The organism is Acinetobacter sp. F9 (assembly GCF_019195275.1).
Lineage (GTDB): Bacteria > Pseudomonadota > Gammaproteobacteria > Pseudomonadales > Moraxellaceae > Acinetobacter > Acinetobacter pseudolwoffii.
In genome coordinates this window covers 663,551-676,869 of the sequence record NZ_CP078068.1, presented here as the reverse complement: position 1 = coordinate 676,869, position 13,319 = coordinate 663,551, and the positions used below count along the sequence as shown (strand labels likewise).

15 protein-coding genes are annotated in these 13,319 nt (G+C 43.7%); 7 read left to right on the top strand and 8 right to left on the bottom strand.

The annotated features are described in order from the left end of the window. Nucleotides 1–66 precede the first annotated feature (66 nt). A complete protein-coding gene (locus tag KT990_RS03285) occupies nucleotides 67–363 on the top strand; it encodes a hypothetical protein (protein WP_005170248.1) in 297 nt (98 codons plus the stop codon). 43 nt (nucleotides 364–406) lie between these two features. On the opposite strand, the gene KT990_RS03280 is transcribed toward KT990_RS03285, so the two are convergent. Next, on the bottom strand, nucleotides 407–706 hold the full coding sequence (locus KT990_RS03280) for an AzlD family protein (protein WP_218209163.1): 300 nt from the start codon (nucleotides 704–706) through the stop codon (nucleotides 407–409). Then, nucleotides 703–1,452, bottom strand: coding sequence for an AzlC family ABC transporter permease (locus KT990_RS03275; RefSeq protein WP_218209162.1), 750 nt, complete (start codon nucleotides 1,450–1,452; stop codon nucleotides 703–705). The genes KT990_RS03280 and KT990_RS03275 overlap by 4 nt, the downstream gene beginning before the upstream one ends. A gap of 147 nt (nucleotides 1,453–1,599) precedes the next feature. Between KT990_RS03275 and KT990_RS03270 the strand changes: the two genes are divergently transcribed. From KT990_RS03270 to KT990_RS03250, 5 genes are all read left to right on the top strand, one after another. Beyond that, nucleotides 1,600–2,055: an Lrp/AsnC family transcriptional regulator gene (locus KT990_RS03270; protein ID WP_004645552.1), complete on the top strand. Its 456-nt coding sequence runs from the start codon at nucleotides 1,600–1,602 to the stop codon at nucleotides 2,053–2,055. A 208-nt stretch (nucleotides 2,056–2,263) separates the two neighbouring features. Further along, nucleotides 2,264–3,430, top strand: a complete 1,167-nt coding sequence (locus KT990_RS03265) for an ATP phosphoribosyltransferase regulatory subunit (RefSeq protein WP_005170256.1) — start codon at nucleotides 2,264–2,266, stop codon at nucleotides 3,428–3,430. Nucleotides 3,431–3,501: 71 nt separating this feature from the next. Then, entirely contained in the window at nucleotides 3,502–4,821 is a 1,320-nt protein-coding gene (locus tag KT990_RS03260) for an adenylosuccinate synthase (RefSeq protein ID WP_218209161.1), read from the top strand. A gap of 158 nt (nucleotides 4,822–4,979) precedes the next feature. Then, complete coding sequence (locus KT990_RS03255; protein ID WP_074383295.1) at nucleotides 4,980–5,288, top strand: hypothetical protein; 309 nt, start codon at nucleotides 4,980–4,982, stop codon at nucleotides 5,286–5,288. A 112-nt stretch (nucleotides 5,289–5,400) separates the two neighbouring features. Continuing rightward, complete coding sequence (locus tag KT990_RS03250; RefSeq protein WP_005097433.1) at nucleotides 5,401–6,174, top strand: M48 family metallopeptidase; 774 nt, start codon at nucleotides 5,401–5,403, stop codon at nucleotides 6,172–6,174. A 154-nt stretch (nucleotides 6,175–6,328) separates the two neighbouring features. On the opposite strand, the gene slyD is transcribed toward KT990_RS03250, so the two are convergent. From slyD to KT990_RS03235, 3 genes are all read right to left on the bottom strand, one after another. Continuing rightward, entirely contained in the window at nucleotides 6,329–6,811 is a 483-nt protein-coding gene (gene slyD / locus KT990_RS03245) for a peptidylprolyl isomerase (RefSeq protein WP_005097432.1), read from the bottom strand. Between the two features lie 136 nt (nucleotides 6,812–6,947). Continuing rightward, complete coding sequence (locus KT990_RS03240) at nucleotides 6,948–8,234, bottom strand: NAD(P)/FAD-dependent oxidoreductase (protein WP_218209160.1); 1,287 nt, start codon at nucleotides 8,232–8,234, stop codon at nucleotides 6,948–6,950. A 243-nt stretch (nucleotides 8,235–8,477) separates the two neighbouring features. Beyond that, nucleotides 8,478–9,791 carry a D-alanyl-D-alanine carboxypeptidase PBP6B gene (locus KT990_RS03235; RefSeq protein WP_005170266.1) on the bottom strand — a complete coding sequence of 438 codons (1,314 nt, stop codon included), beginning with the start codon at nucleotides 9,789–9,791 and terminating at the stop codon, nucleotides 8,478–8,480. Between the two features lie 175 nt (nucleotides 9,792–9,966). Here KT990_RS03235 and KT990_RS03230 point away from each other — a divergent pair, with 175 nt between their 5' ends. Then, complete coding sequence (locus KT990_RS03230; RefSeq protein WP_180075039.1) at nucleotides 9,967–11,670, top strand: M61 family metallopeptidase; 1,704 nt, start codon at nucleotides 9,967–9,969, stop codon at nucleotides 11,668–11,670. Between the two features lie 65 nt (nucleotides 11,671–11,735). On the opposite strand, the gene paaI is transcribed toward KT990_RS03230, so the two are convergent. The 3 genes from paaI to KT990_RS03215 form a co-directional block, all read right to left on the bottom strand. Continuing rightward, nucleotides 11,736–12,128 carry a hydroxyphenylacetyl-CoA thioesterase PaaI gene (paaI, locus tag KT990_RS03225; protein ID WP_218209159.1) on the bottom strand — a complete coding sequence of 131 codons (393 nt, stop codon included), beginning with the start codon at nucleotides 12,126–12,128 and terminating at the stop codon, nucleotides 11,736–11,738. Between the two features lie 130 nt (nucleotides 12,129–12,258). Beyond that, a complete protein-coding gene (gene uraH / locus KT990_RS03220; RefSeq protein ID WP_005170270.1) occupies nucleotides 12,259–12,657 on the bottom strand; it encodes a hydroxyisourate hydrolase in 399 nt (132 codons plus the stop codon). A 60-nt stretch (nucleotides 12,658–12,717) separates the two neighbouring features. Further along, nucleotides 12,718–13,224 carry a GlcG/HbpS family heme-binding protein gene (locus tag KT990_RS03215; RefSeq protein ID WP_005170271.1) on the bottom strand — a complete coding sequence of 169 codons (507 nt, stop codon included), beginning with the start codon at nucleotides 13,222–13,224 and terminating at the stop codon, nucleotides 12,718–12,720. Nucleotides 13,225–13,319 lie beyond the last annotated feature (95 nt).

The window sequence follows — 13,319 nt, the reverse complement described above, 5'->3', positions numbered from 1 at the left end:
TTATTTGCATCATCTGCATGATTTTTCGTTAAGATAAAGCCAATAAAATGAAATAAGAGCAAGCATATGATGTTGGTTTGGGGATTTATTATACTGCTCACATTGGCAGTGATTTTTCTAATCTGGCTGCAGTTCAATCAGAATGATGGTTCAGGTGTCGTGGAGGGCGTGCCGGTAGAAGAGAAAGTCGCGCATCTGGAAGAAAATTTAAAAAAGACCCTGGAAATCATGCAGGACTTGGCTAAAAAAATGCATGTACAGCAGGAAGTGCTGGATCAGACCACAACCAAACTGCAGCAGGTCGAGTTGCAAAATGCAGAGCTGGTCAGCCTGCTCACCAAGGTCGTAGACCCACAGAAATAAACAGAATCCCTTTAGAAATCATATAAAGGATTCTGTTTGAGGGCTAGACAAGAAAAGTTCTTAAGACGGCTGCAGACACCATGCTGATGGCAACTGTGGGGAGCAAGCCAAAACGCGTAGCGGCAAACAGGGTTAAAGCCAAAGCGATCAGATCTGCAGGGTTGTCGCGTACAAAATACGGTGCGATGACTGAAATCAGGACACAGCCGGGCACTACTTCCAGAATTTTTCGCTGGCGCTGTGTCAGTGTTTTGTTTTTTAATAAGACATAGCCCAAGATCCGGGTTAAATAAGTGGTCGCAGCAATCAGGATAATGGCCACCAAGGTACTCATCTGGATCATGTTTGATCCTCTTGAATCAGGAAAAATGCCGAAGCAATTCCAGACAATGCGCCAATCGGCACATACCAGCCCGCAGGTAAATATAAATAAGCCAAAGCCGCACAGACTAAACTGACCAGCCATGGCCGGGCAGCCTCAAAACCTTTCCACATAGTTCTCAGTAACACCAGAAATACAGCAGGAAAGGCCATATCGAAACCAAAACGTTTGATGTCGCCTAATACAGGTCCAAGCATGGCGCCGAGTGTGGTAAATCCGACCCACATCAAGTACAGGCAAAAACACAGACCAGCATAATAAGGCATGCTAAACGCAGCACGATAACCCAGTTGCGCCTGTTTCCTCTGTGCATCAGCCAGACCGAGTGCCCAGCTTTCATCGACCATAAAAAACAGCGCCGGAAAAACTTTACGATTCGGAAGATGCTTTAAATACGGTACCAAACTGGCGCCCATCAACAGATGCCGGCTATTTACCAGAAAGGTAATAAACATCAGCATAAGTAAATTTGGCGGACTGCTCCAGACCTTCAGAATGGCAAATTCAGAACCACCGGCAAAGTTCAGACCTGTCAGTAAAGGCACTTCGAGCAAGCTGAAATTCTTCTGTACCGCCGTCGCACCCAACACCAGCGCAAAGGGGATAATCCCTAAAAGCATTGGAATAGAATCTTTCATGCCACGTTGAAATTCGTTGAAATCGGTAGAGAAAACCACCGCTGCGGTGCTTTGTCTGAGCAAAAGCATGTCAGTGACCTGAGGACTTTAATATTGAGCCGTATTTTATAGCGATAATCAGGCTATTTGCTGTTGTAGTGCATGCAATTTAAATTTGATTTGGAATTAAATTGCGCTAAATTGGCTTCAAGGAGTTTTAAATACTAAAGTAACAAGATGGATCAAATTGATAAACGCATTTTGCATGAACTGCAAAAGAACGGAAAATTGCAAAATAATGAACTGGCTCAATTAATTGGCTTGTCGCCGTCCCCCTGTTTAAGAAGAGTCAAGCAACTAGAAGATGATGGGGTCATTGAACAGTATGTCGCCTTACTCAATCCGCAAAAAGTCAATCTGGCAATGAGTGTATTTGCACGGGTTTGGCTTAAATCTCAAGAAGCCGCCGTGGTCGATCAATTTGTTGAAGCCATCAAGGAGATGCCGGAAGTGGTGGAATGCCAGTTAATGGCGGGAGATTGTGATTTCTTTTTAAGAATTGTGGTGGCCGATCTGGATGCCTATCGTAAATTTCAGATTCATCATTTGACTCAAATTCCCTGCATCCAAAGTGTAAAAACCGAAATTCCATTGCAAACGGTAAAAAGTACCACCGCATTGCCATTGGTCTAAAATGATTTTTTGTTTATAGCGCGTGTCGGTCATACACGATAAAACGCTGATAGTTGACGCAATTGTGGCTCATTGCATAAGAGAGTAAAAATTATAAAATTTTGCGATGCACAGCCAAAACTATCGTGCTAGACTAGGAGAAATCGGGTGTGCTCCCGATTTTTTTATGCGGATTCGTTCCGCGCTGACAAGAATTTAGGTTTACAACATGCCCATTTCAGAGACATGGTTATTACCTGATGGTGTAGCTGATGTATTACCAGAACAAGCGCAAGTCATTGAAAGTTTGCGCCGTAAATCACTGGATTTCCTTGCATCTCGAGGTTATCAGTTGGTGTACACGCCATTCATTGAGTACATCGAATCTCTCTCTTCTCTCTCAGAATCGAATCAAGATTTAGACTTAGCCACTTTTAAAGTCATCGATCAGCTTTCTGGTCGTTTGCTTGGTGTGCGTGCCGATATGACACCACAAGTGGCGCGTATTGATGCACATGTACATCCAGTGGAAGGTGTGGCGCGTTACTGCTATGCAGGTACCGTTCTGCATACCAAACCACGCGGTTTTAATACCTCGCGTGCGCCTTTGCAGTTAGGCGCCGAACTGTTTGGTTCAGACAGCATCGATGCCGATGTAGAAATGGTCGATTTAATGATCAGTCTGATTCAGGAAACAGGTCTGGCAGACGGAATCCATCTGGACTTGGGTCATGTCGGCTTATTCCGCAGTCTGGTGGCTCAAGCAGGTTTGAACAAAGTTGCTGAACGTAAACTGTCTGATTTATACCAACGTAAGGCCTTGCCAGAGTTGGAAGAATTTACGGCAGAACTGAAATTTGGTCAGGACTTTTATGCACTGGGCCGCTATGCCAGCGATCTGGACGCATTACAGGCAAATTTAAGTGCTGAAGTGTTGGCGAATCCAGCCTTCAAGCAAGCTTTTGATGCCTTACAAATTACCAAAGATCAGGTTCAAGCCCGTTGGCCAAACTTGAGTATTGGGATTGATGTGGTTGAATTGCGTTCATACCATTATCATACTGGTCTGATGTATGCAGTCTATGCACCGAATCGTGCAGCAGCACTGGCACAAGGCGGTCGTTATGATGGCATTGGTGAACATTTCGGTCGTGCGCGTCCTGCCACAGGTTTCTCTTGTGACTTATATGCGTTAAGCGCAGGTCAGTTTGACGCTGTACACGTGGTAGTTGCACCTAAAGGTGTCGATGCAGAACTTCTGAATGCGATTCAGAGTATTCGAGCACAAGGCTTAAGTGTAATTCAGTTACTCGGTAATGATGATTTAAACTCAATTCCATATGCGACGCACCAGCTGGTGAACGTAGATGGTGAGTGGACAGTCAAAACGATTTAAATTGCTTGGCTCAGTGTTCATGTCACTGAGCGGGGCTTTCAACTTTAACAGCATGATGCAATGAGGCTATTATGGGCAAGAATGTTGTGGTACTTGGTACCCAATGGGGCGACGAAGGTAAAGGTAAAATCGTCGACCTGCTCACAGATCAAGCGGCAGCGGTCGTTCGTTATCAAGGCGGACATAACGCAGGTCACACTCTGGTGGTGGGTGGTAAGAAAACTGTCTTACACCTCATTCCATCTGGTATTTTACGTGAAAACGTATTGTGCTTAATTGGTAACGGTGTTGTTCTTTCTCCTGAAGCGCTCATCAAAGAGATGGACATTCTTGAAAAAGAAGGCGTTCCTGTTAAAGAGCGTTTACGTATTTCTCCAAACTGTCCACTGATCCTTCCAAACCACATCGCACTGGACCAAGCACGTGAGAAAAAACGTGGTAATGCGAAGATTGGTACAACAGGTCGTGGTATCGGTCCTGCATACGAAGACAAAGTGGCGCGTCGTGCAGTTCGTGTTGCTGATCTGGTACGTGGCGGTGAACATCTTACTGCCCAGTTAACTGAGCTTCTGGATTACCATAACTTCCAGCTTACTCAATACTATGGTGTTGAAACAGTTAAGCTAGAAGACGTACTGGCACTTTGCGACGAATGGCGTAAGGTTGTTGCGCCGTTGGTTGTAGACGTAACAACTGAACTGCATAACTACCGTAAAAACGGTGACAACATCATGTTTGAAGGCGCGCAAGGTTCACTTCTTGACGTTGACCATGGTACATACCCGTATGTGACATCTTCAAACACCACTGCTGGTGGCGTAAGCTCAGGTTCAGGTCTGGGTCCTTTGCACCTTGATTATGTACTGGGTATCACCAAAGCCTATACCACTCGTGTCGGTGCAGGCCCATTCCCAACGGAATTGGTTTATGACGCTGCAAACGATGTGGGTGATGCGGTTGGTAAACACCTTGGTACCATTGGTAATGAATTTGGTGCGTCTACTGGCCGTCAACGTCGTTGTGGGTGGTTCGATGCTGAAATTCTACGTCGTTCAGTAGATGTAAACTCACTGTCTGGTATTTGCCTGACTAAACTTGATGTTCTTGATGGTTTAGAAGAAGTGAAAATCTGTGTCGGTTATGAAGCTGCAGATTCTGGTTGTGTCGGTTCTTCTGATGCGCTTGCATTCGAAACTTTAAAACCAATTTACGAAACAATGCCAGGCTGGTCTGAGTCAACTTTCGGTGCAAAATCGCTGGATCAGTTGCCACAAGCTGCATTGAACTATGTAAAACGTCTTGAGCAACTGATTGAATGTCCAATCGACATCATTTCAACCGGTCCAGACCGTGAAGAAACTATCGTTCTTCGCCACCCGTTCGATGCTTGATCTTCATTTGGTTAAAGCTTGAATGATAAAACCCATCTCCGGATGGGTTTTTTATATCCAAAAACTATAAATTTGGCTCAAGACTAAAGTTGCATCGGTGCTGTGACAAAATGTGCTTTAACATAGCCGTATATAAAGAAAGAAAAATGAGCGAAAGGATGCAAAAAAATATATCGGCGACCATGTTTTATTCATTGTTGTTCGCCATGGGCGGGGCACCCACCATCGCTATGATGATTATTCGCGCACAAACTCAAAATCCTGAGATTATTTATAATGCACTGGTCGGCCTGAGTGTCATTATTGCCTGTGTGCTGGTGCCTGTTATTTTATTGCAAAACGCCTATTTATTTTTTAAACGTAAAGATGAAATTCTGGAACAAAAAATAAAACCCTTAAGCCAGGTTTATCTGGGCTTGAACATTATCTGTCTGATTTATTGGTTGGCGATACAGTACTTGGCTTAAAAATTACAGAATTTATAAGAAGATGGAGTAATTAAGCGTTTAGCTCCTGTATGCTTTCACTTATAATTTTTACAATGTAAATTAAGCTTGGGCTAAGGTAGAGTTGATTATAATGAAGAATAAATTTTTATTGGGTATGGCGGCTGCGGCAGCCGTGACATTGTCGGGTTGTACCACTATTGCGGATATTGCCGGGGCTGATTCTGCGACCTTAAATGCATCTGCGACACAAAGCTATAATGCCATGGTCACTGATGCCAGAAATAAAGGTCAACTGGACACCAGTTCAGCGACCTATAAACGTATTAATACCGTATTTAACCGTTTAAAGCCGATTGCGAACCAAATGAACCAGACTGGTACAGCATTCCAGTGGCAATTGGCTGTGCTCAAGTCCGATCAGGTTAATGCCTTTGTTGCACCGGGTGGTAAAGTGGTATTTTATACCGGTATTGTGAATAAGCTGAATCTGACCGATGCTGAAATTGCAGCAATTATGGGTCATGAAATGGTACATGCCTTAGAAGAGCATTCTAAGCAGAAAATTGGTGCTCAGGCGCTCACTGACCTGGCTTTAGGCATTGGTCTGAATGCAGCTGGTGTGGGCCAGGGTGGCGCAGCAGCAGCGCAATTAGGAAGTCAGATCGGGATTGGCCTGCCATACTCGCGTAATCTGGAAAGCCGTGCTGACCAGGGTGGCTTGATGCTGATGGCACGCGCAGGTTATAACCCGAATGCAGCGATTACCTTGTGGGAAAAAATGAACAAACTTGGTGGCAGTAATGGCGCAACCTTCCTGTCTACGCATCCATCGAACAGCCAGCGTATTGGACAAATGCGTCAACAGTTACCAGCAGCCATGCAGATTTATAATCAACGCAAATAATCCAGCGATTATTCTCTAAAAGAATCTCTTGATTGGATTGAAACAGCAGGGCCATGGTCCTGCTGTTTTATTTCCCATTTTAAAATGAATATTTTGGCGACAATAAAAAAGGCAAAGTTTTCACTTTGCCTTTTTTACACTCGATCAGAAGATCTTAGTGCTGGTGACCACCTGCACCGTGTACATGACCGTGATCTAATTCTTCTTGAGAAGCTTCACGAATCGATACAATTTCAACTTCGAAAGTCAGGTCTTGACCAGCAAGCGGGAAGTTCGCATCTACAACAACATTGTCGCCTTCAACTGCTTTAACAGTTACGATTTGCACGCCGTCATCAGTTTGAGCTTGGAACTGCATACCTGCTTGAATGTTGTCTACGCCTTGGAACATTTGCGCAGGAACTTCTTGTACGAGGTCAGGGTTATATTCGCCATAACCTTCAGCAGCAGGAACATTAACAGTGAATTTTTCACCCACAGTTTTGCCTTCTAACGCGTTTTCTAAACCTGGGATGATGTTACCTGCACCGTGCAAATAGGCAAGTGGTTCACCTTGAGATTGGTCGAGAGTTTCACCCTCTGCGTTAGTCAATGTGTAGTGGAAAGAAACCACGAGGTTATTTGCAATAGCAGTCATGTGAATTGATCCATTCAATTTTTTAAGGGTACATCATAAAGTGAAATTGCATTTTTGTAGACTAAAATTAGCAAAAAAACGCAATTTGACAATTTTATTGACGATTTTTTCATTGATTGGGCCAAATTCTGGAATTTCAATGCAATTTCAGCTTTGGAGAGATTTTTCGTGTAACTAAATCTTTTGCAGTCAGAATACCGGCATGTACATAACCATGAATGGTCGCCTGATGAATCCGGTATAAAGAGACATACATGGTTTTGGCGACAAAGCCTTGCACATTGACCTGACCCAGCAACTCCCCCACAGCTTTATTCTGACTTAAGGAAATCAGTGAGCCCTTGTCAGAAAATTTAAACATCGGCAAATAGCTATCTCCATTGACATGGGCTTTTAAAGCATTGGCCAGAAAGCTGGCTTGCTGGCTGGCCACTTGAGCACGCGGCCCTAATACCGGTTGATCTGCCGCAGGCTGGCAATGCGCACAATCACCAAATGCAAAAATACTTGGATCAGATTTGGTTTGCAGCGTGGCATAAACTTTGAGCCGATGAATATGGTCTTTTTCCATGTCGTCGAGTTGTGCCAAGACTTCCGGTGCTTTGATCCCTGCAGCCCAGACTTTGATTTCAGCATCCAGACTGGAACCATCGGCAAAATAAATCTTGTCTTCATCGACCTTGGCCACTCGATGACTGGTCAAGACTTCAATACCGAACTGTTCTAACTGTTTCATGGTATTTGCAGCAACTTTAGGCGAGAGTGCAGTCAGAATACGATCCGCGGCTTCAATCAAGGTGATTTTGACTTTGTTGGGATCGACCTTGTTTAAGCCATATTGAAAGAAATTCTGTTTGGCTTCTACCAGCTCCGCTGCCAGTTCTACCCCAGTCGCACCGGCACCAATAATAGCAATATTCAGCTCACGGCTTGAAGTCTCATGTTGAGCATTTAAATACAGGTGCAGCAGATCCTGCTGAAAGATATCTGCCTGCTGCCGGCTGTCGAGAAAATGACAGAACTGTTTGACCCCTTCGGTATTAAAGTCATTTGAGGTTGAACCTAAAGCCAGTACCAGTGTGTCATAGCCAATGCGCTGATTTTTCTTGGGCTCACTCTTTTTAGAGAAATATTCTGTTTCGACGATGATCTGTTTCGCTTCGCGATCCAGACTGGTGAATGTCCCCAAAACAAATTCATAATGATGCGCGGCAGAATGGGCAAAATAATTGGTTTCTTGCTGATGTGGATTTAAGGTACCTGCGGCGACTTCATGTAGCAGCGGTTTCCAGAGATGTGTCAGTTTTTGATCAATCAAAATAATCTGGGCTTTGCCGTTTTTACCCAGGCTATCACCCAGTTGTGTCGCCAGTTCCAGACCACCAGCGCCACCACCCACAATCACGATTTTATGTACTGTCATGCGTTCTTAACCTGTTTATTTTTTTAATAAAAATAAGAGAAATAGAGAGAAAATATACTATGGCATGTGCTAAATCGCGTCTTGATTAAAATTGTTATACACATTACAAAACGTAGCAATTCTGTGAGAGCGGGTAATAATTGCTGCGTTTCGGGCGGGGTGCCTCATTTGGGATAGATCATGAATCAGCTAGAAGGCTACATCAGCGCTTCTAGCTTGAAGAATTACTTGATATTGAGAGGATTATTGATCTAGAGGATACAGTTTTACGCCGGGTGTTGAGTCTGAAAAGAAACTGAATAAACCTTGCAGCCAGCTAAAGAACTTCTGCAATGGGTTGGCTTCTTCAATTTCGACATGATCTTCAATTTGAATGGTGCGAATTAACTGATTATTTTGATAAATCTGAATCGTGGCCAAAGGCATCATGCTGGCTAAGGGCGCAATGAGTTCAGATGCCTTCATTTCAACATTGATATGGGTCTGGGTTTCCTGAAGTGGCTCGATACTTTTTAAAGCGCCATCACCTGTATTTAGCATGACGCGCTGATGGGCCTGATCAAACTGATTCAGGTCAATGCTATAGCTCTGATCATAAAGCGAGGTAGTAATAATCTGCGGCTGCTTGGTTTGTACCTTAAACATTTTTAAGGTGGATTTAATTACAGGTAATTCAGCCAACAGTTGCTGATCTTTGATCGCGACTTCATTGCGGGTATAGGTATAAGCCAGATTCATCAGTTTATGCGATATCTCAGCGCGCTTTGTGGCGCTTTTAGTGCCTAGCACTACCACAATCAGACGGCGCTTCGGCATTTCAAAGTCTGCTGTAACACGATTGGCTGTCAGCGCCAGGTTATAACCGGCCGCACGGGTAAAACCGGTTTTTAAACCATCTACGCTTGGGTCGACCTGAAGTACACGGTTGGTGGCACGATGGAAATGCTGGTTATAAGTGAAACTTGGCTGTTTGGAATAATACAGATAATCCGGGGTTTCATTCACCACCGCCATAGAGAGTCGGGCCAAATCGGCAGCAGTCGAATAATGCTCGGGCATGGTAATGCCGGCCGGATTCTGGAAATTGCTATGCTGCATGCCCAGTGCTTTGGCTTCCTGATTCATCCGCTCTACAAACTGGGGAACACTCCCCGAGATTTTCTCAGCCAGCGTCAACGCTGCATCATTGGCAGACATGATAATCAAACCCGCCAGAAGCTGATCGACTGTAATCAGATCACCTTCTTTCAGATACATCTGTGACTCATCCCACATGACATTTTTAACCACAGATGTGGCAGTTAAAACTTCATTTTTATCTAATTTTCCGGCCTCAATTTCCTTTAAGGCAATATAAGCCACCATCATTTTGGTCAGCGAAGCCGGCGCACGTTGCACATCGGCATTGTGTTCTGCAATGACTTGACCAGACTGTGAATCCAGAATAGTCCAGGCTTCAGCTTCAACGCTTTCAGGCAGAATATTGAGTAAGGCAGCATGTGAAAATGCAGAAATAAATAAGCTGAATACCGCAATCAGTGAGATGATGTATTTCAAGGATGTTCCTTAATAACCCGTCGGGCGTTGAACGATTAAATTTTCAGGCATGCTATGCCTTTTTTATACAGATAGCTAGTCGTAAATGTAGACAAATAAGACAGCTAAACCATCTTGGCTTAAAAAATGCTAAGCTAAGCTATACCTCATTTATTTTCATTTTATATCGCCCATTATGTTGCATTATCAAATCGAATTTGACGATTATCGTCAGCACCTTATTCACGTGACTGTTCGCTTTCTGGCAGACCCGACGCAGATCTTATCATTACCGACCTGGATTCCGGGAAGTTATTTGATTCGAGAGTTTTCCAAACACATTGAGGCGGTCAAAGCTTATGATGAAGATGGACGTCAACTGCAAATCCAGAAATTTGAAAAGAACAAATGGCGTTTATTCAATACCGATCATGAGCTGATTACGGTTGAATATGATGTCTATGCCTACGACCTGTCTGTTCGTGGTGCATATGTGGATCAAAACCGTCTCTATGTCAACCCGGCCTGTGCATGCTTGGGGCTAGAAGGTCAGGAAAATAAAGAGATTGAATTAGAAATCTTCCTGCCAGATGAGTTAAAGCATTTCCAACTGGCAACCGGCATGCAATCCAAAAGTCTGGTCAAGGGCCGTTTCACCCTGAAAGCCAAAAACTATGCTGAATTGATTGATGCACCGTTTGAACTGGCAGAGCAAACCCGTTTCAGTTTTGAAGCGAATGGTATTCCGCATGAGTTTGTGGTGTCCGGCAAGCATGCGATGAATGCAGCACGTATGCAGCAGGACATTGAGAAAATCTGTAGCACAGAAATCTCCATGTTCGGTTCAGCGCCATTTGCTGACTATACTTTTATGACCATGGCAACCGGAAATAGTTATGGTGGTCTGGAACATCCAAACTCGACCAGCCTGATTTCACCGCGCGATGACTTGCCGAAAGCCAATGAACCTGAAGAACCTTCCAAAGATTATCAACGTTTCCTCGGCCTATGTAGCCACGAATACTTCCATTCCTGGCTGGTAAAATTTATTCGTCCGGAAAATTTTGTCAATTATGATTTAAACCGTGAAGGCTATACGTCTTTGCTGTGGATCTTTGAAGGCTTCACTTCTTATTATGATGATTTGATTTTGCTACGCAGTGGCGTGATTAATCAAGAATCATATATCAGCTTGTTAAAAGCGCAGATTGATCGTTACTTGCAGAATCCGGGTCGTGCGATTCAGTCGGTGTCTGAATCCAGTTTTGATGCCTGGGTGAAATTCTACCGTCAGGATGAAAACTCGAATAATGCCGGCACCAGCTATTACAACAAAGGTTGTTTGGTTGCATTGTGCCTAGACTTAGGTTTGCGTTTACGTGGTTCAAGTCTGGATGCCTTGATGCGCCGTTTGTATGAAAATGCCCAGAATGGTATTCAGGTACATGAACGTACCATCTTTGAATTGTGCAAAGAGCTGACCGGTGATGATTGGTCAGAGCAGATTAATCACTTGATTAATACCACAGATGAATTGCCACTGGATCAGTTATTGCCTGAGTTTGGTATCTGTTATAACCTGAAAAATGACAAGTCATTGCCTTTTGGTTTAAAACTGGTAGATAAGCCGGAAGGTGTACTGGTTCAGTCGGCGCGTCGTGATAGTACTGCTGTAGTAGCTGGCCTTTCTGCCAATGATGTGATTATTGCCGTTGATGGTTTAAAAGCAATGACGAAGTTAATGGAAAGTTATGCAAAACAGGAAGGTGTTTATACCATGCATGCTTTCCGTCGCGATGAGCTAATGAGTTTTGACGTTCAGGCAGGTGGTTCTGAACTGACCGAAGTTGAACTGAAAATTGAAGATCAAGCCAAAGCTGAACAATGGTTGAAAGCTTAATTAAATTTCAAACTTTAAAAACCGATGCTTAGGCATCGGTTTTTAATTGCATCAAGTTTTGAAAATTATCTGATGATCAGTCGAGACGTACCGCGGAACTCTGCCACAATTTGATCATGCTGATTTATCACCTGAATATCGTAAATTCCACTACGGCCACTGCTGGCCCTATGTTCTGCTACAGCAGTCAATGTATTGCCAAGAACTGCCGGTTTTAAGTAATGAATTCCACAATGCTGACCAACAGCCGGATGTTCACCTGTATTACAGGCAATGGCAAATGCCGCATCTGCAAGCGCGAAAATCACTGCGCCGTTACAGGTCTGGTGACCCTGTAAATGTTGTTCAGTGACTTTCAGCGAAATTTTTGCGTGATTGTGACTATAAGCAACAAGGTGTGCACCAAGATGCTGGATTAATCGATCCTGATTAAACATCTGGTTGACTTGCTGATCCATTGCAAAGCTCCTTGTTTGAGATACGTTTTATTTCTTAAATTCATTTAATATGAGTCATGAATAGCATTCCAGCACAAGAATAACAAGTAAAAGAATAAGGCCCAATAAGATGGGCCTTAAGTGAAAGAGCTTAGTTACCGCGATAAGTCGAATAACCATAAGAGCTCAATAACAGTGGAATATGATAATGTTCTAAAGCGCCATCAATCATAAAGACCACCGGTACTTCAGGGAAGAATGTCCGCTGATTATTGGCCTTAAACCAGTCACCCGTTTTAAAGGTCACTTTATAAATACCCTTTTGCAGATTGGTATCTTTTGGATATAGCTCTTTAATACGGCCATTCTGATCTGTTTTAGCTTCATTGAGCTTGACCCATTTCTCACCTTGCTGTGCTTCCAAAATAACTGCAATATTTGCAGAAGGTAAACCTGTTTCCTGATTCAAAATATGCACACTAAGTGGATTCTGTGCAAAGGAAAGCGTGGCTGCGGTGCTCGCAAGGGTTGCTAGCAGGATTTTTTTCATGTTGTATTCCTCAGTAGATGGATGAAGCAATATTGAATAAAAGAAACCAATAAGACTTATTTAAATAGAGTAAAGCTGTTTTAAAGTGCTTTGAATGCCGCTATTGGCGCATTGATGATCTTGTTCCGAACCGCCTGCACCCGCAACACCTACAGCACCTAAAATATGATTCTGGTACATAACAGGTACACCGCCGCCCAGTAACAGCAGTTCAGGTAGGCTATTCAGGTTCTGTGCGTCCGGATTGTTCTGGGCATTGCGCATAAAATCCAGCGTACTGGTTTTCGTTGAATACGCGGTAAAGGCCTTGCGTTCTGCTGCGATCAGGTTGTGAATGCCGACAGATTCATGGCGTTGACTAGCCAGCAGATTACCACCCTGATCCAGAACCACGACTGCTGCGGGCTTGGCCTGTTTCTGGCAGGCCAACATGACATTGCTGGCCATAAGCTTTGCTGCTTCTAGCGACATGACTGGTGCTGTTTTTAATTCTGCATGTGCCAGTGAGCTGAGTAGTAATGAGCTGCTGAGCAAGGCTAAGGTTGTTTTGGCGATTGAATTTTTCATACTTGTCATTCATGCAATTGAATACTGTTGCTATTGTAGAAAGAAATACGCCAGTGCAGCATGACAATCAGATTACCAATTTGTAATCTAGGCAT